Annotated in this window: 16 protein-coding genes and 1 tRNA gene; 4 read left to right on the forward strand and 13 right to left on the reverse strand. The window is 69.2% G+C overall.

Annotated elements, in window-relative coordinates; translation table 11 throughout:
* Positions 1-1,673: 1,673 nt before the first annotated feature.
* Positions 1,674-2,216 (reverse strand): isopentenyl-diphosphate Delta-isomerase, encoded by a 543-nt coding sequence (gene idi / locus AS25_RS07445; RefSeq protein WP_035963991.1) that lies wholly within the window; start codon positions 2,214-2,216, stop codon positions 1,674-1,676.
* Between the two features lie 62 nt (positions 2,217-2,278).
* Between idi and AS25_RS07450 the strand changes: the two genes are divergently transcribed.
* Positions 2,279-3,277 carry a pseudouridine synthase gene (locus tag AS25_RS07450; RefSeq protein WP_052160809.1) on the forward strand — a complete coding sequence of 333 codons (999 nt, stop codon included), beginning with the start codon at positions 2,279-2,281 and terminating at the stop codon, positions 3,275-3,277.
* A gap of 274 nt (positions 3,278-3,551) precedes the next feature.
* Positions 3,552-4,580, forward strand: coding sequence for a CAP domain-containing protein (locus AS25_RS07455; protein ID WP_035964163.1), 1,029 nt, complete (start codon positions 3,552-3,554; stop codon positions 4,578-4,580).
* A 113-nt stretch (positions 4,581-4,693) separates the two neighbouring features.
* Here AS25_RS07455 and AS25_RS07460 read toward each other — a convergent pair whose 3' ends face one another.
* The 9 genes from AS25_RS07460 to AS25_RS07500 form a co-directional block, all read right to left on the reverse strand.
* On the reverse strand, positions 4,694-5,797 hold the full coding sequence (locus tag AS25_RS07460; protein ID WP_035963993.1) for a DNA-formamidopyrimidine glycosylase family protein: 1,104 nt from the start codon (positions 5,795-5,797) through the stop codon (positions 4,694-4,696).
* 220 nt (positions 5,798-6,017) lie between these two features.
* Positions 6,018-6,221 (reverse strand): hypothetical protein, encoded by a 204-nt coding sequence (locus AS25_RS07465; RefSeq protein ID WP_035963994.1) that lies wholly within the window; start codon positions 6,219-6,221, stop codon positions 6,018-6,020.
* Between the two features lie 24 nt (positions 6,222-6,245).
* On the reverse strand, positions 6,246-11,261 hold the full coding sequence (locus AS25_RS07470; protein ID WP_035963995.1) for an Lhr family helicase: 5,016 nt from the start codon (positions 11,259-11,261) through the stop codon (positions 6,246-6,248).
* Complete coding sequence (locus AS25_RS07475) at positions 11,251-12,093, reverse strand: DUF4232 domain-containing protein (RefSeq protein ID WP_035963996.1); 843 nt, start codon at positions 12,091-12,093, stop codon at positions 11,251-11,253. The genes AS25_RS07470 and AS25_RS07475 overlap by 11 nt, the downstream gene beginning before the upstream one ends.
* Positions 12,094-12,105: 12 nt before the next feature.
* Positions 12,106-14,982, reverse strand: coding sequence for an FAD-binding and (Fe-S)-binding domain-containing protein (locus AS25_RS07480; protein ID WP_035963997.1), 2,877 nt, complete (start codon positions 14,980-14,982; stop codon positions 12,106-12,108).
* A gap of 125 nt (positions 14,983-15,107) precedes the next feature.
* Positions 15,108-15,434, reverse strand: a complete 327-nt coding sequence (locus AS25_RS07485) for a 2Fe-2S iron-sulfur cluster-binding protein (protein ID WP_035963998.1) — start codon at positions 15,432-15,434, stop codon at positions 15,108-15,110.
* A gap of 201 nt (positions 15,435-15,635) precedes the next feature.
* Entirely contained in the window at positions 15,636-16,457 is an 822-nt protein-coding gene (locus tag AS25_RS07490) for a thioesterase family protein (protein ID WP_035964000.1), read from the reverse strand.
* Between the two features lie 158 nt (positions 16,458-16,615).
* The gene (locus AS25_RS07495; protein ID WP_035964001.1) at positions 16,616-17,734 is read right to left on the reverse strand and encodes a fatty acid desaturase family protein; all 1,119 of its coding nucleotides are present in this window, start codon (positions 17,732-17,734) and stop codon (positions 16,616-16,618) included.
* Positions 17,735-17,852: 118 nt separating this feature from the next.
* Positions 17,853-18,905, reverse strand: a complete 1,053-nt coding sequence (locus AS25_RS07500) for a ferredoxin reductase (RefSeq protein ID WP_035964002.1) — start codon at positions 18,903-18,905, stop codon at positions 17,853-17,855.
* Positions 18,906-19,188: 283 nt separating this feature from the next.
* Between AS25_RS07500 and AS25_RS07505 the strand changes: the two genes are divergently transcribed.
* Positions 19,189-20,793: a fatty acyl-CoA synthetase gene (locus AS25_RS07505; protein WP_052160810.1), complete on the forward strand. Its 1,605-nt coding sequence runs from the start codon at positions 19,189-19,191 to the stop codon at positions 20,791-20,793.
* Positions 20,790-21,581: an enoyl-CoA hydratase/isomerase family protein gene (locus AS25_RS07510; protein ID WP_035964003.1), complete on the forward strand. Its 792-nt coding sequence runs from the start codon at positions 20,790-20,792 to the stop codon at positions 21,579-21,581. Before AS25_RS07505 ends, AS25_RS07510 begins: the two co-directional genes overlap by 4 nt.
* A gap of 67 nt (positions 21,582-21,648) precedes the next feature.
* Here the strand turns inward: AS25_RS07510 and AS25_RS07515 are convergent.
* From AS25_RS07515 to AS25_RS07525, 3 genes are all read right to left on the reverse strand, one after another.
* Positions 21,649-21,738: transfer RNA gene (locus AS25_RS07515), tRNA-Ser, on the reverse strand.
* A gap of 63 nt (positions 21,739-21,801) precedes the next feature.
* A complete protein-coding gene (gene tadA / locus AS25_RS07520; RefSeq protein ID WP_035964004.1) occupies positions 21,802-22,284 on the reverse strand; it encodes a tRNA adenosine(34) deaminase TadA in 483 nt (160 codons plus the stop codon).
* Positions 22,285-22,290: 6 nt separating this feature from the next.
* The gene (locus AS25_RS07525) at positions 22,291-22,959 is read right to left on the reverse strand and encodes a DUF1129 domain-containing protein (protein WP_035964006.1); all 669 of its coding nucleotides are present in this window, start codon (positions 22,957-22,959) and stop codon (positions 22,291-22,293) included.
* Between the last annotated feature and the right edge of the window lie 32 nt (positions 22,960-22,991).

The raw sequence follows: 22,991 nt of genomic DNA on the forward strand, positions 1-22,991 counted from the left end.
ATACCAGCATCTGATTCCGGTTCTCATGGTAGGCGGCCTTCGCTCCTTCTGGTGTGGCGCAGTCCACGGCCTTGCGCAGACGCGCGTTGCCCCACACCGCACCCACTCCACCGTGACCAGCACGACCACTGAAACCGAGATGTAGGTAGCTGTCGAATAGATCAACTCGGTCTCGCGCCACCTCTTGAGCGCCTCGACCATCGCATAACCGAGGGATTCACCCACCGTTCCTATTAAAGAAACCATTTCTTCGGACTGTACCCCACCATATTTTCGGATCCGCATCCGTTAGGCGTCTTTCCCGAAACCTAACGGATAGCACAATGCCAACACCGCCGCGATACGCGAACACCTTCGGGCGGCCCTGTGGCCCAACGCCATCCGCACCGCGTGGTCGCTAAAGCTTCGAGAGTACACACTGGACGTGATCCTGATTCTTCTTAGTTAGTGGCAGGATTGGAATCAAACCCAGGATGGTTGACCGTGGAGCCGGCCTCGCACCTGTTGCGGGTACCCGCTCGGAGAAATGGCTGATAGGGGCATGAAAAGTCGGATGTGCTCGGCCACCGCCGGCCGGCAGGGACGACCGTCGGGCCCGAGTGCTCGGCATGGCCCCAGTAAATGCACGAGGAGTAATCACTTGCGGGTGGAATAGGCGCGTGGTGCGCGAGCTCGTTTATGGCATCGACCCAGATCACCCCACTTTGCCTGTTCATGTATCTGAGCGGATTGGAGGCCTGGGCGCAAGCTCCGATCGCGTCCCTGGAGAGCACTTCTGACCAAGCTGAGGAACGGTAGGAGTTCTTCTCCTTGCTGCGCATGAACCGGGCTGTGGTCGACCGGTACCGAGTGCGGATCGCCGGAGGGCCCGAGCGGCCGTTGGAGGTCGACGGCTGGATGGTTGAAGATCCCCTAGACGATCAACGTCATGACGGCATGGCCGCTCGGAGGGGCGAGTCTGACGTCGAGCTCATTGCTGCCTGGCTGGAACGACGTCCAGAACTGGGGCGGGCTCCTGAACTGACAGCGAATGTTCTAGCTCGTGGCACGCATGGCGAACGGTTCGTGGACGCAGACTTCTCCACGATGGTCATGTCGCTGGAGGGGCTACACCGCACGCTTCACTCTGGGAAAACCGGTGCCCTGACAAAAGCTCAAGAAAAAAGGCCCGTCGCGCCATCGGGGACATCATCGCGAGGGTCAAGGATGAAGGGGAAATAGGCGATCTCCTAGCCTCCACCCTGAAGAATCGTGTCCTCAATAGCCAGTTGGGAGAACCCACACTTGAGCAGCGTATCCAGGACATCGTGGACGATGTACAGCCACTGGTGCCGACAATCTGTGGGACGGCTGCCGGGGCACACGACCTGTGGAAGAGAGAAGAGAAGAGTCTGCGGAACAACTACGCCCATGGCCTGGAGAAGCAGACCCAGCTCAGGAAAAACCTTGTGCTTTCTACCTCGCTGACCGTCTTGGTGGCCTCCCGTTGCCTCGTGTATGTCGGGTGCTCCCCGGAGAAGCTGGTGGAGTCGATCCCACTCACCGAGGGTGGAGGTAATTTGGTGCACTGGGGAAGAATACTGATGCCAGATTTCTACGCCCCGAATGACCCGAGGGACGATCAACACACAACGGCCAAAGGTGACCCGATCCAGGGTGGTGAACCTGGGCCCTCAGCCCAGCGCCTCCCGCAGCACGGGTTCGCGGATCTGGTCCGCGAGCCACGGGCTGAACGCGAACGGGGCGCTCTCCACCGCGGCCACGAGGTCGTGCGGGGCGGCCCACGAGTACTCGGCGACCTCGGACTCGGCGGGGTGGGGATCGTCGTCGGCGACGGCGATGAACACGGGGCAGAACTCGTTCTCCACGACGCCGGAGGCGTCCGTGGCCCGGTATCGGAACTCGGGCAGCACCACGGTGAGGTTGCGGATCTCCAGGCCGAGTTCCTGCTGGGCGCGGCGGGCGACGGCGTCCTCGAAGGACTCGTCCGGGCCCGGGTGGCCGCAGAAACTGTTGGACCACACGCCGGGCCACGTGCGCTTACCGAGCGCACGGCGGGTCACCAGGACCTGGCCGCGGGGGTTGAGCACGTGGCACGAGAACGCCAGGTGCAGGGGGGTGTCCTCGGTGTGAACCGTGGATTTCAGGGCCGTTCCGGTGGGTTGGTGCTGATCGTCCAGGAGCACCACGCGCTCCGGGCTGGTGTGCTCGCTCACGAGGCCGCCTCACGGTCATGTGTTAGGTTCCAGGCCATGGTAACCGCCGGATCGGACACGCAGTGAGACGACGCGTAAACCCTCCGCTACCCACGGTGCGCGGCGTGGGGCCCGCGCGGGTCCGGATGCCCGGCCCGGGTTCCCCGGACCCGGTCTTGCGGGCCCTGGACGGTCTCCCGACCACGGCCGCGGACTACGTCCAGCAGCGTTTCCCGAACGACGCCGCGTGGTTCGCCCACGAGGTCGCCGCCGGTCGCGTCCGCGGGGACGACGGCGCCGTCGTCACCCCGGCCACCCCCTACGAAGCGGGGGCCTCGGTATGGTTCCACCGCCCGGTCCCGGACGACGACGCCGCGCCCATCATCCTCGACGTGCTGTACGAGGACGAGTGGATCCTGGCGGTGGACAAACCGCACGGGCTGTGCAGCACACCGAAGGGTGAGAACGTCCGCCGCTCCGTGGTCGTCGCCGCGCGCTGCCAGTTCCACGACGACGAGATCTCCGCACTGCATCGGCTGGACCGCTCCACGGGTGGGGTGCTGCTGCTGAGCAAACACGCGGCGGACCGCGGGGCGTTCCACCGCATGTTCCAGGAGCGCACGGTGACCAAGACCTATTGGGCCGTGGCCCGTGTCAACGATCGGGTGGGGGAGGAACCGGTCCGGGTGGAGTCCCGGATCCGCAAGATCCAGGGAGTCGTGCAAGCCTTCGAGGAACCGGGTGAGGTCAACGCCATCACGGACATCCGCCTGCTCGACCGCTTCACCGATGATGCGGGGCAGTGGGGCTGCTACGAGATCGCTCCGCTGACCGGGCGTACCCATCAGATCCGGGTGCACATGAACTCCCTGGGCCTACCGTTGCGCGGGGACAAGCTGTACCCGGTGCCGCGGGACGACTTCGACGTGGAGGACCCGGACAACCCCATGCAGTTGATCGCCCGCTCCCTGACCTTCACCCATCCCATGACGGGCAAGACGACCACCGTGAACTCACGTCTGTCACCCAGCTCCCACGCGGCTCGTCGATCCGGGGCGTCCAGCGAACTCCCGGCGCACTGACCTGCAAGGGCAAGGTTGAACGTCCGTCGAAGGATGCCGAAACTTTCCGACCGAGCGTGACGTAACACACCGAAACCCGGCTACCCCGGGGTACCCTTACCAGCGGGTCCTCCCCCCTCATCGGGCCCGTACAGGGGTTGTCGTACACACAGCCCCGAGTCGGTTGGCACATGCCACCACGAGCTGTCCCCCCACAGCGCGCACGTCTGTCACACCCTCGTGGTGTCATGCCACGGAGGTGCGGGCGCGTGCGCCCAACGACGAAATGGTCCCCATGTCACATCACCGCATTCCTGCCATCGACGGGTGCTCCCCGACCCGACGAGCCCTCACGAGCCTGGCCGCAGCCATCATTGCGGCTCTCATGATCCTGAGCGGGGGCCTGTTCACCGGCACCCCCGCGCAGGCCGCACCCTCCGACATCGTGTCCGTGTCCAGCAGCACGCGGGCGGCGGACGCCCAGAAGCTCCTGAACCTGATCAACCAGCACCGGGCGTCCAAGGGCTTGGCCCCGGTTAAGTACTCCAAGTCGCTGTCCGGCATCGCCCAGAGCCAGTCCGACCGACTGGTCAAGCAAGAGGTCATCGACCACAGCAACCTGTTCCTCACGGACCGCCGGGCCGCCGGGTACAACGCGGCGGGGGAGATCCACGCGTTGTCGTGGCAGAACTCGGTTCCCGACCTCATGAACTGGTGGAAGGGATCCCACGCGCACAACAAGGTCCTCACGGATCCCCGGATGCAGGTCGTCGGGATCGGACTGACCTACGTGGATGGCCGGTTGTCCGGCACGGGTGAAGGCTGGCGCCTGGTGGGCACCGTGGATTCCTACGGCTACCCGGCCGGCAGCGGTCCCTCGGACGTCACCCGCACGGTCACTGCGGCCGCGCCGCGCCCGCAGGCCGACACCGTGGCCCCCGTGGCCGCGAAGCGCGTGGCACCCCCGGCCTACACCGTCAAGGGCGGCATCAAGAGCCGGTACCAGGCACTGGGTGGTGCCGCCAAGTTCGGCTACCCGACCATGAACGAACGCGGCGGCCTGGTCAACGGCGGCGTCTACCAGAACTTCAGGGCCGCGGGCGGTGCCCAGTACAAGTTCATGTGGTCCCCGTCCTCCGGCGCGCACGTGATCAAAGAGACCGGTGCGATCGGCAAGCGCTGGAAGGCCGCCGGCTTCGAGCGCGGGTGGGGCTACCCCGTCACCGAGGAGTACCGCGTGGGCTCCGAGATGCGCCAGCGCTTCTCCAAGGGCTACACCGTCCACTGGTCCTCGGTCACGGGCAAGACCTGGGTCACCCGCTGACGCACCGCGAACCGGCACGTCCGGATTCGCCGACGGCGCGCGCACGGGGTGCGTTCCGGTCCTGACGGGCCCGGGCGCACCCCGCAGCCGATCCCCTTTTCGTCAGCCCGTCATTAGCTCTGGCAGCGCGGGCACCACACGATCTTGCGCAGGTGCTGCACCGCGGTGCCCGACGCCGTCGTGGTCCCGTCCGGCGCGGGGGCGGTGAGCAGAGCGTCGTCGATCTCCCCGCGCCGCAGCACCGCGCCGCACCGGCGACACGGCTGGCCGTCCTTGCCGTAGGCCCAAAACAGTGGGCGACCCTGCGGTGCCTGCCCCACGGTCGAGCGCATCGAACGGTCCTTGTTCAGGTGCAGCAGCTTGTGCGCGAGCGTCACGATCTCGCGCAGCTTGCCCTCCGGCAGGGAGCCGACAGTCACCCACGGATTGGTGCGCGACATGAAGAGCACCTCCACGCGATACACGTTGCCGATCCCCGCGAGGTTGCGCTGATCCATGAGCGCGGTGCCGATCGCCCGGTCCGGTTGCGCGCTCAGCCGCTCGAGGGCCTTCTCCAGGTCCCAGTCCGGGCCGAGGATGTCCGGGCCCAGGTACCCCACGAGTTGCTCGTCCTCCAGGCGGGTGGGCACCAGCCGGACGTCCTTGACGTCGAAACCCACGGCCTCCACGTCCTCGGTGCGCAGGATCGCGCGAATGGTGTGCGAGCCCTGCCCGATCGACACGTCCGCGCTGAGCCGCGTCTTCACCTCCGCGCGCGATCGCACGCTGCCGCCCCGCCGGGCCTGCCCCCGCGGTCGGTAGGGACTCGCCCCGGGTCGGCTCGTGCGCATCCCGTTCCTCCCACGGGACGACGACGTCGCTCGCCCGCCTGTGCTCGATACGTCACCTGCACCGGGTGCCGCCTTCGCTTCCTCACCGGAGCCGGTTGTGGCGCCCCCGGCCGTTTCCCGGTCGAAGACCCGCCACGTGCCGTCCATCATGAGGTGGGAGTGCAGGGTGAGGGGCTCGGCCCCGGATTTCAGCTCGCCCGCATCGGGGGCCTCGGAGAGCCGGATGAGGATGTGCTTCCCCCGCGGCACCACGGCCACGACCGTGCGGCCGGAAACGTCCGACGTGGCGAGTGAGGGCACCCGGAAGTCCGAGCTCACGATCACGGACCCCTCCAGCGCTTCGCGCAGCATCTTGCACTGCCGGTAGACGGAATCACCTTCGGGCACCTGGGCCTCCTAGGTAGGGTGGGGTGTTCAGTGTCGAACGGGAGTGGGCTCGGCGGCAGTTCGCAGCTGTGGCGTCAATGCCACCGTCGCAGCATTGCGGCGATATCAGGGAGATCGGCTCGGCCACTCGCCGTGGCCTCCAGCAACCCCACATCGCGTAATGGACCGACTCCGAGATCGTTGATCACCACGAGTAGGTCCTCGGTCGTGAGGTACCGCGTCACCGCCCGAGCCGGTCCAACACATCGGCATAGCGTGCACGTGCACGCGCCGACGCTTCGGTCACCTGCCGCTCGTGACCTCTCCGGGCCGCAACTTCGTGGATGGCTCGGATCGTGGCTTCCTGACGGCTGATGCCGTCCGCTTCGGCCAGGGCGGCGAGAGCGCGTTCGTCGTCCTCGGTCAGCCGCAAAGTCATCGCCATGCCCCTCAAGGTATCAAAGTGGTATCAGCCGGACCTGCCCCCGCCCACGGGAGCCCGCATCCGCACGCTGCGCGGGGTCTGGTAGAAGCCTCCGGCCAGCAGCCCGTCCCGCACGGCGGTCACGAGGTCCTCGGAGGAGAGCACCGAGTCGCCGTTGACCTTTTCCACCACGAGCGAGTCCATGGCCCTGCGCTGCACGAGCCCGGCCACGGCCTCCGCCGCGAGGCGCAGCAGGGCCGGGTCCGCCTCGAACGCGAGCGCGGTCTTCCCGCCGCGTTCCAGGTAGAGGATCAGCGCCCCGTCCACGAGCACCACCACGGCACCGGCCTTGCGTCCCGGGCGGTGCTTGGTGCTGGATTCGAGAGCCACCGCTTCGGGCCAGTCCAGCGCGGCACCGTAGGGGTTGGCGGGGTCCGTGGCCGCGAGGGCGAGGACGCGGGGTTCGGCCTTGCGAGCGGCGTCGTCGTCCGTGAAGCTGCGCAGCACGTCAACCGTTGCCGGTTGCGTGAACTGGGCGGCGCCGAGACCCTCGATGAAGTACCCGCGCCGCGCGCGGCCCGCGTCCTCGAGGGCACGCAGGACCTTGTAGACGGTGGAGAACCCACCGGGGACGTCCTCCACGGCCACGGGGCCGCGCGTGAGGATGCCGTAGCGATCGAGCAGCAGCTCGGCCTGGGCCTGCGCGCGCACGGTGGGGTTGAGTGGCTCGGGGCGCAGCACGGACCAGCGCCCGGCCGTGACACGGTCCTCACCGCCCCCCGCGGCGCGAACGACGCGAGCGCCGTCGCCGGACGCGGACGCCGCCGGATCCACACCGCCGGGGCCGCGGGATGCGGCCCGCAACCGCGCGGCGCCGCGCCGCCCGGCCGTACGGGAACGGCCCGGGCGCTTGGGCGTCTTGTGCGCGGAGTGCCCGCCCGAGACGAGTGCGCGCACCGGGGCGTAGGTGTCATTGGTGATGAGCCCCGCCCACAGCAGGTTCCACAGCGCAGTGCGCAGCTGGGCCATGTCCACGGACACGCCCGCCTCGGCGAGCGGTTGGACGAGCTGCCACGCGAAGTACGCCCCACCGGCCCGCAGCACGGCGAGCAGTTCACGTTCCAGCGTGGAGTCCAGGGCCTCGGCGGCGGCCTCGAGCTGCGGGACGGGCGGCAGGGACAGTTCCGCGGACTCGGCCAGGTGGAACGCGACCCACCCGTCCTCACCGCCCAGGGACCCCGCACCCGAGAAGAGCACCTCGCCCGCGGCCATGAGCTCGTCCAGCATCGCGGGCCGGTAGTCCACCACGCGCTGCGCGAGCACGAGCGGTTCCCAGGCGGAGGCCGGGACGGGCACCCCAGCCAACTGGTCGATCACGGTGAGCACCCCGTCCAACCCGCGCAACTGATGCCCCGGCACGGCGTGCTGCCACGCGGGCAGGAACGTGGCGTAGACCTGCGGGTCCACGGGTTCCACGTCCGCGCGCAGGGCGGCCAGGGAACGGCGGCGCAGGGTGCGCAGCACCTCCACGTCGCACCATTCCGACTCCGACGCCGCGGGGTCCCCGCTCGGGCGGAACGCCCCCTCGCTCACGCGCCGCTGCTTAGCGAGCGAGCGCAGCGCGGTCTCGACCACGGCGGGCCCCAGGCTCAGGGCCCGCGCGGCCTCCGCCACGCTGAACGGACCGTGGGTGCGCGCGTACCGGGACACGAGGTCTCCCACGGGGTCCGCGACGGGTTCCAGGAACGCGAGGGGCACACCCATGGGCAGGGGTTGGCCCAGGGCGTCCCGCATCCGCGCGGCGTCCTCCACCGCGCAGTAGACCTCGCGCCCGCCCACGCGCAGGACGATCGCCCGGTTCGTGGACACCAGGGTGTCCAGCAGCTCGCGGGCGGCGTCCGCGCTGATGGGTTGGTACTCGGGGGCCACGTCCTCGGTCGCATCGGCGTCCTCGGTGTCGTCGGTCTCCGTGGCGTCGGTCTCCGGGGCGTCGGGGGCCTCCGGCGCGCTCTGCGCGGGGGACGACGCCGCTGCGGTACCTTCCGCGCGCAAGCGCAGTGCGGCGTCGTCGGCCGTCATGGGACCGAGCAGGCGCAAGAGGTCCGCCGCGCCCTCCACACCGCGCAACCGGCGGTCCGGCGCGAGGCGCTGCAGCTGCAGGACCGTGGTCTCGATGACCTCGGGATCCAGCAGCTCGCGTAACTCGGCGCGACCGAGCAGCTCGTTGAGCAGGGAGGGGTCCAGGGACAGGGCCGCGGCCTTGCGCTCGGCCAGGGGCGAATCGCCCTCGTACAGGAACTGGGCCACGTACCCGAACAGCAGGGTGCGCGCGAAGGGGGAGGGGGTGTCCGTGGTGGTCTCGACCATGCGCAGTTTGCGCCCGGCCAGATCGCGCTGCAATTGCAGCAGCGCGGGGACGTCGTACACGTCCTGCAGGCATTCGCGCACGGTCTCGAGGATCACCGGGAACTGCGGGTACTTACGGGCCACGTCCAGCAACTGGGCGGAGCGCTGACGCTGTTGCCACAGGGGCGTGCGCTTACCGGGATCCGCGCGCGGCAGCAGCAGAGCACGCGCGGCGTTCTCCCGGAACCGGGACGCGAACAGCGCGGAACCACCCACCTCCTCGGTCACGGTGCGTTCGAGCTCGTCCGGGTCGAAGAGGAACAGCTCTGCACCGGGCGGTTCCTCGTCCGTGGCCGGAACTCGCAGCACGATGCCGTCGTCCGCGGCCTGCGCACTGGCATCCAGACCCCAGCGCTCGTCCAATCGAGCTCGGACCGCGAGTGCCCACGGGCCGTGCACGGGGGTGCCGAACGGGCTGTGCAACACCACGCGCCAGTCCCCGAGCTCGTCCCGGAACCGCTCGACCACGAGCGTGCGATCGTCCGGGACGTGCTCCGTGGCCTCCCGCTGTTCCGAGAGGTAGGCCATGAGGTTGTCCCGGGCCCACTCGTCCAGCCCGGAGGCGGCCAGGCGTTCGCGGGCCTCGGTGTCCTGCGCGCCCGCGAGCTCGCGGGTGAACCGGCCCGTGGCACGACCCAGTTCCACGGGCCGGCCCAGACCGTCCCCGTGCCAGAACGGGAGCTTGCCGGGCACGCCCGGGGCCGGGGCCACGACCACCCGGTTGTGCGTGATCTCCTCGATGCGCCAACTCGAGGCACCCAGGGCGATGATGTCCCCCACGCGGGACTCGTAGACCATCTCCTCGTCCAGCTCACCCACGCGCTTGGGGGACTTGCTGTCCTGCTCACCCACGAGGAACACGGGGAACAGACCGCGGTCCGGGATGGTGCCACCGCTCGTGACTGCGAGCCGCAGGGCACCGGGGCGGGCCTGCAGAGTCCCGGTCTCGCGGTCCCACACCAGCCGGGGCCGCAACTGGGCGAACTCGTCGGAGGGGTACCGCCCGGCGAGCAGGTCCAGCACGGCGTCGTACGCGGAGCGCGGCAGCGAACGGAACGGGGCGCTGCGGCGCAGGGTGTCGTACCAGCTCTCCACGTCCACGTCCTCCGCGGCAACCGCCGAGACCGTCTGCTGGGCCAGGATGTCCAGGGGGTTGGTGGGCACGGACAGCGGTTCCAGGTGCCCCGCGAGCATCTGCTCAGCGATCACCGCCGCGTCCCGCACGTCCCCGCGGTGTTTGGGGTAGATCCGCCCGATCGAGACCTCGCCCACCTGGTGGCCCGCGCGGCCCACGCGCTGCAAACCGGACGCCGCCGAAGGCGGGGACTCGATCTGGATCACCAGGTCCACGTGGCCCATGTCGATCCCGAGCTCCAGGGAGGAGGTGGCCACCACGCACCGCAACCGCCCGGTCTTCAGGTCCTCCTCGATCAGGCCGCGCTGGTCCTTGGACACCGAGCCGTGGTGGGCGCGCGCGAGCACCGGGGACGCGCCCTCGTGGCGGTTGTGCTGGCGGGGGATGTCCGTGGGGGCGGAGTCGCGGGCCCGAGAAGTGCTGACCGCGCCCTCGCTGCACGCGGCGTCGTCGGCCTGCGCGGCGGCGCCGTCCAGGAGGTCGGAGAGCGCATCACCCAGCGCCACGGGATCGCCATCGTCCAAATCCGCGGGTCTCTCTTCCGCGGCGTTGGCGAGCCGGAACTCGTGGATCTCATTGAGTCGCGCAGTGAGTTTCTCCGAGAGGCCACGCGAGTTCGCGAACACGATTGTGGAACGGTGCGCCTCCACGAGATCCACGATCCGTTCCTCCACATGGGGCCAGATGGATGCCGTGGCTTGGTGATCGGACGCCTCCAGGTTGCCGTCCAGGTCCCCGGACGACGGCGACGCCGCCGCCCCGCCCAACACGGTCATGTCCGGGATGGGCACGGACACCGTGAGGTCCCAGTCCTTCTCGGACGGCGGGCGCACCACGTCCACGGGCTGGGAGCCGCCCAGGAACCCGGCCACGGTGTCCACGGGTTCCACGGTCGCGGAGAGCCCAATCCGTTGCGCGGGACGTTCCAGGAGGTCGTCGAGGCGTTCGAGGCTCACCGCCAGGTGCGCCCCGCGTTTGGTCCCGGCCACCGCGTGCACCTCGTCGATGATCACGGTGTTCACGTGGCGCAGGGTCTCCCGCGCCTTGGACGTGAGCATGAGGTACAGCGATTCCGGGGTCGTGATGAGCACGTCCGGGGGATGCGCCAACAGGGCGCGGCGGATCGCCTGCGGGGTGTCACCTGAGCGCACACCCACCGAGATCTCCGGGGGCTCCCCGCCGGCGGCCTTGGCGGCCTGGGTGATCCCGATCAGCGGTGCGCGCAGGTTGCGTTCCACGTCCACGCCCAGGGCCTTGAGCGGGGAGATGTAGAGCACCGAGGTGCGGTCCTCCGCGTCGTCGGACCCGTCCGCCTTCTTGTCGGTCAGCAAGCGGTCGATCGACCACAGGAACGCCGCGAGCGTCTTACCGGAACCGGTGGGGGCCACCACGAGAGCATGGCGGCCCGCCGAGATGGCCTCCCACGCGCCGCGCTGGGCCGCCGTGGGCCCGCTGAACGCGGCGTCGAACCACTGCGCGGTCGCGGGGGAGAAGAGGTTCAGGACGGGGTCAGGACCCAAAACCCTTGACCTGCAACTGGGAGACCTTGGGGTTGCCGCACGCTTGACCCGAGTAGGGCACCACGAGCGACTCGTAGCTGTCCGGCGGGTACACGCGCACGCCAGCGGCCTGGTGCGGGTTGCACACCTGACCGATCACACCGGGCTGGGTGATCCGCACCCCGGCGCTCGCGGACGCGCCGGGCTGTAGGGTCACGGTGCCCGCACCCGAGGCGTCCTGGGAGGCCGGCGCACCCACGGGAGCACCGTTCGCGTCCACGAAGGACACACCGGGGTAGCCGCTCAGGGTGCACGGCGCGGAGCCGTTGTTGGTGAGCGTGAGGGACGCGATGACCGAACCCGCCGCGCCCTGCTGCGGCGTGAGCGATCCGGAGAGCTGCCGGGCACTGCACGTGCCGCCGGCGCGCTGGGCATCCGCCTTCGCCTGGTCGAACGGGCTCGCAGTGGGCATGCCCAGCTCGGGAGCGGACGCGAGGCGATCGGGCTCGGCGGACGGCTGCGCCGACTCCGCGGCCTGAGCGGTCTCCCGGTCCTGCGTGGTGGTCGAGGCATCGGTGGCTTCCGGAGCCGCGGCCTCGGTGGCCTCGGCGCTCGCGGACGCGCTCGCCGAGGGGCTCGCCGTCGGGCTCGGGGACGCGGACGTGGCACTCGGGGACGCCGCGGCGCTCGCCGAGACGGACGCGCCGGCGGGCGCGGTGTTCTGCTCCTGGGACGAGGCATCGTCCGAGGAACCGCAGGCCGAAAGGGCCAGCAGAGCGGTCAGCGCGGTGGCCGCGAGCAACGGACGGGTGGCGGTGTGGGTGCCCCGGGGGACGGGCAAGTGACTCCTCATGGCAACAGTGTGCTACTTTTCCGCGCGTAATGCGGCATACATCACCTGTGCCAGGTGAACTCCTTGCGCGTCGGTGCCCTGGGCGATCTGCGTGCGGCACGAGAAACCGTCCGCGAGCACGATCGAACCGGGCCCCGCGGCACGGATCGCGGGGAACAGGTTGCGTTCCCCGAGGGCCTGGGAGATCTCGTGGTGACCCGGTTCGAAACCCCAGTTCCCGGCGAGACCGCAGCAGCCACCGCCCACCACGGCGGTGTCCACCCCGAGCTTCTCGAGCACGCGCAGCTCCGGGGTGTAGTCGCCCTGGGCCTTCTCGTGGCAGTGCACCTGGCACACCGCGGTCCCCGGTCCCGCGTGGGTCTCCAGCGTGTCGAACGGCCAGTCCCCGCCGTCCTCGGCGTGGCGCGCACTGAACTCGCCGAGCGTCACCGTGAGGGCCTGGACCTTGTGGGCGCGCGGGTCCTCGGGCAGCAGCTCGGTGATGTCGTGCTGGAGCATCACCGTGCAGGACGGCTCCAGCCCGATGATCGGGTACCCGGCCTCGAGCAGCGGCTCCATCACGTCCAGGGTCTGCAGCAGGGTCCTGCGGGTCATGTCCAGCTGCCCGGTGGAGTGCCATGTGAGTCCGCAGCACACGTTGCCCATGGGCATGAGCACGCGGTAGCCCATGGCCTCCAGCACCGCCACGGCGGCCTTGCCGGGCCCGTCCGCGGAGAAGTTCGTGAACGTGTCCGGCCACAGCACCACGGACGGTTTCTCCGTCGACGACGCCGCGCGGCCGCCTCCGCGCGCCACCGCGCCCTGCTGGGTGCGGGCCGTGAACCACGACGTGAGCGGGGTGTCGTTGAAGCGGATCATCCGCCGCTCCGGTTCGATGCCGCCGAGCTTCTTGGTCAGTTCCTCGATCGGACGGAAGCCTTCCAGGAAGTTCACCGCGCGCAGCGAACCGGGGACCCTGGTCACGAGCTTCATGAGCCACGGCATCCACCCCATGGTCAGGTGCGCCATGGGCCGGCGGTTCCTACCGATGAACGAGCCCAGGCCCTGACGGAAGTGGTGGTGCAGGAACTCGGCCTTGTAGGTGGCCATGTCCACGTTCACGGGGCACTCCGTGGCGCACGCCTTGCACGAGAGGCACAGGTCCAGGGCCTCGTAGGTCTCCTTGGACTTCCACCCGTCCGTGATGTGCTCACCGCGCAGCATCTCGGCGAGGGACCGCATGCGCCCGCGGGTCGAATGCACCTCGTCGTGGGTCGCGTGGAAGGACGGGCACATGGCCCCCGAGTCCGAGCGGCATGCGCCCACGCCCACGCAGCGGTTGATGGCCTGGCCGAACGAGCCGTCGTCCGCGGAGAACGCATGCACCGGGGTCAGCTCGAACGTGCGCGCACCGGGGCCCGGGCGGATGCCCCGGTCGAGGGGTTCGGGATCCACCACGACCCCGGGGTTGAAGACATTGTCGGGATCGAAGATCCGCTTGAACCGGGAGAAGGCCCCGCGTGCCTCGTCGGAGTAGATGGTGCCGAGCAGCTCCGAGCGGGCACGGCCGTCCCCGTGCTCCCCGGAGACCGAGCCGCCGTAGCGGTGCACGAGTTCCGCGGCGCGCTCGATGAACCGGCGGTAGTGGGCCACGCCCTCGTCCGTGTTGAAGTCGAAGGAGATCCGGATGTGCACGCAGCCCTCACCGAAGTGACCGAACGGGATGCCGCGCAGGTCCATCTCGTCCAGCAGCGCGTAGAGGTCCTTGAGGTAGGCCCCCAGATGGTGCGGGGGAACGGCGGAGTCCTCCCACCCGGGCCATGCCTCACCACCGTCCGGCAGCCGGGTCACGATCCCCGCACCGGCCTCGCGGATGCGCCACAGCGCGCGGGCCTCGGCGGGATCGCCCACGACCACGGAATCCACCACGGTCTCCTCGACGAGTCCCGGAAGTGCCCGGGCCGCCTCGAACGCGGCCTCCTGGGTGTCCGCGCCCACCTCGCAGTAGAGCCAGCCGCCGCCCTCGGGAAGCTCACGGCCCGCGTTCTCCTGACCCGGGCGGGTGCGCAGGGCGTCCAGCAGGTCCGAGCCCATACCCTCGATCGTGGTCACGCCTGTGACGCGGAACTTCGGGGCCGCGGTGGCCGCCGCAATGGCATCCGTGAAACCGAGCACCGCGAGCGCCGTGAAGCGCGGCTTGGCCACGAGTTTCACGGTGAGCCGGGTGATGATCCCGCACGTTCCCTCGGTCCCGGCGAACGCCTTGGCCACGTCGAAACCGTTCTCGTTCAGCAGGTAGTGCAGTCCGTAGCCGGAGACCTGGCGGGGGAACTGACCCAGTTCGGTGCGCAGCATGGCCAGGTGTCGGTCCCGCAACTGCGTGAGTTGGGAATCCAGCGCGGCGTCCGAGGTGCCACCCGCGTCCAGGGTGACCTCGCGCCCGTCGGCGAGCATGACCGTGAGTGAGACGAGGTTCTGCGCACTCGTGCCCCACGCGACCGAGTGGGAACCGCACGCGTTGTTGGCGACCATCCCGCCCACGGTGGCCCGCGAGTGCGTGGAGGGGTCCGGCCCGTAGGTCAGGCCGAACTCGCTCGCGGCGTCCCGCAACTGATCGCAGATCACGCCGGGTTCGATCGTGGCGGTGCGGGCGTGCGGATCGATCTCCAGGATGCGGTTGAAGTACCGGGAGGTGTCGATCACCAACCCGTCACCGATCGCGTTGCCCGCCACGGAGGTGCCACCACCGCGGGAGATCACGGGCCAGCCGTTCTCCCGGGCCGCGGCCAGCAGCTCACGGATCTCCTGGACCGAGCGCGGTTCCGCGACCGCCGCGGGCAGCCGGCGGTAGATCGAGGCGTCCGAGACGTAAGCGGCGCGCGTGGTGAGATCATCCCGGAGAGCAGTCATGCTCCAACTTTCACCCACGCGGCGCCGCGTTACCAACTCGGTGTCACCGGTGACGGGGCCGCCGGTGACGACACCGCCGGGCCGGGGCGGCGGCGTCGTGCTGTCACCGCGTCAGCGGCGGACGATCACCACTCGGGGGCGATCGTGATCTCCGCGCCCGCGAGGTCCTCGGACCACTCCACCTGGCACGTGAGCCGGGAGTTGTCATGGCGGGTGTCGTCCAGCATCTCCAGGAGGTCTTCCTCCTCCTCGTTGGTCCCGCCCGTCTTCACGAACGTGTCCTGGTCCAGGTACGAGTGGCACGTGGAGCACGAGGCGTTACCACCGCACGTGGCGAGGATCGGGAACTTGTGGCGGGTGAGGCACTCCATGAGCGTCTCGTAGTCCTTCCACTCGACGCCCTCGGTGCGCTCGCCCTCGCGGTCGGTCACATTGATCAGGATGCTGCTCACGCGGCTGGACCTCCTGGGGTTCTACCCCGTCCGGATACTTGCGGATTACTGGGAACTAGCGGCCATTCTATGATCGGGCGTCAACTCCGGGGACATCGCATGGCGAAGTGTGATGAGGCCCGCACTCGCCCGGCCCCCGCTCGACCCCCGGCGGAGCCGGGCGGTTCCGGCCCGCCCAAGTCCTGGCGGACCACCGGCTTCTCAGCTCATCCGGCGCAGGGTCAGCGCCTGGGCCACCCGGCCGATCGGGCCGTGCTCGTCGAACAGTTCCGAGTGGGTCAGGCCCACGCCGTCCCCGCCGAACTCCACGCGGGTGTCGAGTCCCACCCACGAGGACACCGGGGCGCGGAACATGTGGATGCTCAGGTCCACGTTAGGGAACGCCCACGGTCCGATCTCCGCGCGCGGGGCGATCCCGTTGGCGGCGTCCACCGAGCTGATGAACCGGGCGGTGGGGGAGGACTCCTCGCCCTCGACCACCGACTTGGTGATCCGCAGCCAGCCCGCGCCGTTGCCGGGTCGGGGCCGCCGGGCGATGCGTGCTTCGAGGGAGCCGATGAACCCGCCGCCCCACACCTCGGACATATTGACCGGCTCGCACTGTTCCACGGGGGTCAGCGGCTCGATCTCCCCGCCGGCCACGTCCTGGGTGTCCGAGGTCTTCAGCCGCCACAGGCTCAACCGGATGCAGTCCCGCCCGCCGGCGCTCATGGTCGCCTCGAGCAGTTCGATGGTTTTGCCCGGGCGCAGCACGCGCGTGTGCACCTCGATCTCACCGCCGGGGATGAACCCCAGGATGTCGAACGAGAAACGCACCGGCAGCACGTCCTCCCGCGGGTGGTTGCGTTCGATCTCGTGCACCAGCAGCCCGGACGACGCCGCCATGTGCTGTTCCAGGGGGCTCCACGCTCCCTGCGTGTACACCGTGGTGCGGAAACCGTGCTCGCTCGTGCGCACGTAGTGGGCGTCCGGGACGTCCTCGCCGTTGGCGCCCAGGTGCCCGGGGGCTTCTTCGGTACTCATGCGTGCTCCTGCCTGTCCTGACCGCGGGCGGGGCGGCGTCCGGTTCCCGGAACATGGCCGCCCACGGTGCGAGTGTGTGCCGGATTACACCCTAGGGGAGCGCCGCGGGAACACCTATCGGGCCCGCGGGGCGTGCGGGGGCGGGAGCGGCGTCGTCGTCAGGGCAGCGCGAGCCGGCACACCTTGCGCCACGCCTGGAAGACCTGCCGAGGCAGGGGGCCGGAGGTGTAGCGGATGCCGTACTTACGGCAGATCTCCCGGACCCTGGGTGCGATGCGCGCCAGGTGGTTGGACGGCATGTCCGGGAAGAGGTGGTGTTCGATCTGGAAGGAGAGGTGCCCGCTCATGAAGTGCATGAGGCGTGAACCGTCGATGTTCGCCGAGCCCATGGCCTGGCGGCGGTACCAGTGCCCCCGGGACTCGTCGCGCACGTCCTCCTCCGTGAAGGTCTCCGCGCCGTCCGGGAAGTGGCCGCAGAAGATGACCGTGTGCGCCCAGACGTTGCGGATCACGTTCGCCGCCAGGAACCCCTTGATCGACGCCTTCCCCGAACCCGTGAGGGACGCCAGCAGCGGGGAGACCACGAAGTCCTTGGCGGACTGTCGACCCAGCTTCTTCATGACGCGCTTGAAGTCCTCGAACGTGGCCCGCCCGGACTTCTTGCCGGCCAGGAACTGGTCCAGTTCGATGTCGTAGATCGCGATGCCCCACTCGAACGCCGGCGCCAGGCCCAGGTTGATCACCGGGTTCAGCAGGTTCACGGGCTTCCACGGCTGATCGGGGTCCATGCGCAGCACGTTGTACCCCACGTCCCGGTCCTTGCCGAGCACGTTGGTCCACGTGTGGTGCGTTTCGTTGTGGGTGCGCTGCCAGCCCGCCGACGGCGCCACGAAGTCCCACTCCCACGTGGTCGAATGGATCTCCTTGTCGTTCATCCAGTCCCACTGACCGTGGAGCACGTTGTGGCCGATCTCCATGTTCTCCAGGATCTTGCCCACGCTCAGGCACCCCACACCGGCCCACCACAGGGGCTTGTGGCGCGAGAAGAGCATGCAGGCCCGCCCCGTCATCTCGAGGCTGCGCTGCAGTGCCACCACGCGGCGGATGTACTGGGCGTCCGACTGGCCGCTGCGGGAGAAGACCTCGTCCCGCACGGCATCGAACTCGGCCGCGAGTTCCGCGAGCTCGGCCTCCGTGAGGCGCAGCGGATCGCGGCGCGGGGGTGAGCTCGTGACGGCCGTGGTGGCCGTGTGGTGGGCGGCGGGTGCGAGTGTCATGGGGTTCCTTCGTGGGAGGGGGTTGCCGCCGGGTGGATCGTTCCCGGAGGGCGAGTCGGGTGGCACCGGGTGTCGGTGCCGGAGGTTCGATGTAGGCGCTCGGCGCCGGGTGTGGGTGTCAGGCGTCGAACACGGCGTGGGGAGCGGGTCGGGTCACGCACGTCTGGACGGGACCGGGTTCACGGTGCAGCTCACCGGTGCGGATGTTGGTCACGGCCCCGTCCGTCAAGGGAACCAGACAACTATGGCAGATGCCCATGCGGCACCCGTGGGGCAGCTGGTGTTGCGCTCGTTCGGCGGCCTCCAGGACGGTTTCGTCCGGGCCCACCTCCAGGGTCATGTCGGAACGGGTGAACCGCACCTCCCCGCGTTGGCCGCCGCTGAACTGCCTGGTGACATCGAAGCGTTCCACCACGGGCGTGCCGCCGTGGCTGCCCGCGAGGTCCTCCACGGCGCTGACGAACGAGTCCGGGCCGCACGCGTACGTCACCCGGTCCGCGTGATCGGGACACAGCTCGGCCAGGGCGTCGGCGTCGGAGGCGTCGAGGCGGCCGCGTTCCTCGGTGAACCAGAAGACCGGTCGCAATCCCGGGAACTGGTCCGCGAGTTCCAGGATCTCGTCGTGGAAGATGCACGACTCCCGGTTCCGGGACACGTAGATCAGCACGACGTCGTGATCCGGCCTGCGCGGCATGAGGGTCTGCAGCATGGACATCACCGGGGTGATCCCGGAACCGGCCACCATGAACAGCAGTTCCGTGGGGGTGTCCGGGAGCAGGAACTGCCCTTCGGGGCGTTCCAGGTAGAGCACGTTGCCCGGGGCGGCGCGCTCAACGATGTGTTCGGACACCAAGCCCTGCGCCTTGACGGTGATCGACGGGTCACCGTGTTCGGGGGCGCTGATGGAGTACGGACGCCAAATCCGCTTCCCGTCCACTTCCACGCCGATCCGCGCCCACTGTCCCGCTCGGTGCGGGATCCACCCGTCGCCGGCGGTGAAGAACACGGTCACGGTGTCGGGGGTCTCGCGCCGCACGCGGGTGATGCGGCCTCGTGTGTAGTGCGCGCTCGACAGCGCACCGAAGATCTGCGCGAAGGACCGCGGGTCCTGGGGGTAGCTCAGGATTCCAGCGGCTGCACGAAAGAATCCCTTGATCCCGGGGTGGCCCATACCCCTGTTGTACCCATTAGTAAGTAAACGTGCAATATGCGTCCACCATGTGGGCGCCCCCTGCACCCCTCTGCTTTTTCTGAGTAGAAGCAGCATCCGGGCACCCCGAGCTGCTTTTGCTCCACTAGGAATTCGACGGTGGCCGAGGGATGCCGCGGAGTGTGATCTGGACAACACCCCCGCACTTGGGCACTGTGGCTACTACGCGCGCGGACCCGGGGAGCGCCGTCGTCCCCGGATCCCGCGCCGACTCCGAGGACCCGACCACGAGGGGAACCCCGCCATGACCGATTCCGCACCGCACACGCCGCCACCCACCGAGGACGAACCGCAGGGCGAGGCCCGCGCCGACACCGTGGGGGCTCTGCTGCAACGGTCCGTGTCGCGCAACGGCGGTGCCACCGCGTTGCTCTTCGAGGACCGGCGCTGGTCGTACCGGGAGCTGGGGGACGCGGTCCGGCGCGTCGCGCGCCGCCTGGCGGATTCGGGTCTGACCCCGGGGACGCGCGTCGCGGCGTTCGGCGTGAACTCGGACGTCTACGCGATCCTGTACCTCGCGTGCGCGCAAGCGGGGCTCGTCCACGTCCCCGTCAACTTCGCGCTGAAAGGGGACGAGCTCGCCTACGTCCTGGAGGACTCCGGTGCCACCACGGTGATCGCCGATCCCGACCTGTTGCCGCTCGTGGCACAGGTCCGGGACTCCGGGCGAGCACGCGCCGTCGAACGCGTCCTGCCCATGCTGCCCGGCGGCGAGGACGACGGCGCCTCGCTCCAGGAGACCGCGCTCGATCCGCGGGCCGACGACTCTGCCGTCCGGGTGACGGTGCGCGACCACGATCTGCTGCAGCTGCTCTACACCTCCGGCACCACGTCCGCGCCCAAGGGCGCCATGATGACGCACGCCGCTCTGTTGGCCGAGTACACGTCCGCGATCATCGCGCTGGACCTCACCGCGGACGACCGTCCGCTCGTGGCCATGCCGCTCTACCACTCGGCGGCCATGCACGTGTTCCTGCTGCCCTATCTCGCGCTCGGGGCGGCGGTGCGATTGACCCGGAAACCGGACATCGCCGAGATCCTGCGGCTGGTCGAGGCCGAGCACATCGGGTCGCTGTTCCTGGCGCCCACCGTGTGGGTACCGCTGAGCAATCATCCGGACCTGGAGGCGCGGGACCTGTCCTCGTTGCGCAAGGCGCAGTACGGCGCGTCCATCATGCCCGTCACGGTGCTGCAACGGTTGCGTACCCGCTATCCGAAGATCGGGTTCTACAACTGTTTTGGGCAGTCGGAACTCGGGCCCCTGTGCACCGTCCTCACGCCCACCGAGCACGATGCGCGGCCGGCCTCGTGCGGGCGCCCCGTGTTCAACGTGGAGGCGCGCGTGGTCACACCCGACGGTCGTCCCGCCGACCCCGGAGAACCGGGGGAGATCCAGTACCGGTCCCCGCAGCTGCTGACCGGGTACTGGAACAAGCCCGAGGCCACCTCAGACGCATTCGTGGACGGCTGGTTCCGTTCCGGGGACCAGGTGGTGCAGGACGAGCAGGGGTACATCCAGGTGGTGGACCGGATCAAGGACGTGATCAACACCGGGGGTGTCCTGGTGGCTCCCCGCGAGATCGAGGACTGCATCTACGAGCTGTCCGACGTCGCGGAGGTCGCGGTGGTGGGGCTCCCGGACGAGCGGTGGATCGAGGCCGTCACGGCGGTGGTCGTCCCCAAGGAGGGAGCAGAACTCACCGCGGAATCGGTGCGAGCCCACGTGAAAGCCCGGCTGGCCGACTACAAGGTGCCCAAGCGTGTGGACTTCGTCGCGGAGCTGCCCCGCAACCAGTCCGGCAAACTGCTCAAGCGGGAACTGCGCGCGGAACGGACGGACCGGACATGAGCCGGGAGGACGCCGTGGAACACCCCGATGCCATCCGGGTCGAGCAGCGAACCGGCGTGGTACGGATCGTGTGGGACCGCGCGGCCACCGGCAACGCCGTGGACCTGGACCTCGCGCGAGAGACGCTGTCCGCCCTGCGATGGGCAGAAGCTGATCCCACCGTCCACGTGCTGACCCTCACGGGTTCGGGGCGGTTCTTCAGCGCGGGCGGCGACGTCAAGCGCATGGCCGGTCGTCCGGCTGCCGAGCGTCCCGGGTTCCTGCGTGAACTCGCCTCCGCGGCCCGGGATCTGGCCCTGGCCATGGTGCGCTCGCGGCTGCTCATCATCGCCGGGGTGAACGGCACGGCGGCCGGGGCCGGACTGGGGCTGATCCTCAACTCCGATTGGGCGCTCATCCGGGAGGACGCCACCGTTCTCGCCGCGTACGCCGCGATCGGTCTGACCCCGGACACCGGTGTGTCCTATCTGCTGCCCCGCGCAGTGGGTCATCAGCGATCGGTGGAACTGACCCTCGGGGGTCGTCGGCTCACCGGGGCGAAAGCGGTCGAGTGGGGGATCGCCGCGGAATCCGTCGCCGCGGAGGAGTTCACCGAGCGATTGACGGAGGTGGAGGACCGTTTCGTTGCGGGAGCTGTCGGTTCCTACGGGCCCACGAAGCAATTGCTGCGCCGCGGCGCCGTCGCGGAGTACGAGACCCACCTGGCGGAGGAGATCAGCGAGATCGCGGGGCGCTCCGGGACGCCGGAGTCAGCGGCCCTCGTGGAGGGCTTCGCGGGCCGGGGCTGAACCGGCCCCGGTCATGAACGAGGCCCCTACTCCCCCGGAAATTCGGGGAGGCAGGGGCCTCGAAATTTGGCGGTGACGGTGGGATTTGAACCCACGTTGGCTTTGACACCAAACATCATTTCGAGTGATGCACCTTCGGCCGCTCGGACACGTCACCAACTCCCAGCACTTTACAGCCCGGGGCGCAACCCCTCCAAACCAGGGGTGTGCGCGTCCCGGTTCAGGGGTTGCGGTGGCCCCGGAAGAACTCGTGCAGCAGCGCGGCGCACTCGGCCTCGCGGACCCCGCCCGTGACCTCCACCCAGTGGTTCAGGCGCGGGTCACGCACGATGTCGAACACCGATCCGCACGCCCCCGCCTTGGGGTCCCATGCCCCGAACACCACGGTGGGCACCCTAGCCAGCACGATCGCCCCGGCGCACATGGCGCACGGTTCGAGCGTCACCACCAGGGTGCAGCCTTCCAGCCGCCAGGACCCCAGCGCGCGGGAGGCCTCCCGCAGGGCCAGGACCTCGGCGTGGGCGGTGGGATCGCCGTCGGCCTCGCGGCGGTTGTACCCGCGCCCGATGACCCGTCCGTTCGGGTCCAGGACGACGGCGCCGATCGGCACGTCCCCCGCGTCTTCCGTGGCCCGGGCCTCTGACAGAGCCAGGTCCATCCAGCCCGAGAGCTGGATGGACCTGGCGGTGTGCGGCAATGCCACGCTGTGTCAGCGCTGGACGCGGTTCTGGTTGAACCACGCGGAGGTGGGGGCGCGGAACGCGGTCACGATCCACAGGATGTCCACCACGACCTTCACGATCATCAGGATGGCCATGATGATGTTCCACGGCGCGGGGTAGATGAAGACGCCGAGCAGGCCGAAGATTCCGCTCAGGATGGCGATGGCCGCGAGGACGGTGCCCAGGATGCGGGCCCAGTTCTTGCCCTTCTTCAGGCCGTTGTAGACCAGGAAGTACAGCGCGAGTCCAATGATCAGGCTGATGATGCTGAACACGGGACCGGAGGTGGCGGCCGCTTGGCCCGCGGCCTGGTTGGCCATATCCGTGCTCAGACCCATGTCGCGGTACATCTGGGTGTAGTCCACGCTGCTCGCCGCGATCAGGCCGATGATGCCGTTGAGGACGTAGAGCCCCAGGGACGCCAGGGTCAGCTTGAGCAGCTTGTCCACCGTGGAGGGGCGGTCCATGGTGCCGGTGTACTGGTTGGGGTTGTACTCCGAGGTGCCGTACTTGCCGCCGGTCATGCCGTACTGCTGGCCCTGGGGTGCGCCGTTGACCGCGCCCTGCCCGAGGGGCTGGGGCGGCACGGGCTGGGTAGCGCCCGGGTCACCGTAGGGAGGGTTGTACGGGTTGTTGTTGGGGGTGTCGTTGCTCATGAGGACTGTCCTTCCTGTGCATCTTGCGAGTG

This window comes from Kocuria marina (genome assembly GCF_000786655.1).
In the GTDB taxonomy this organism is placed as follows: Bacteria; Actinomycetota; Actinomycetes; order Actinomycetales; family Micrococcaceae; genus Kocuria; species Kocuria marina_A.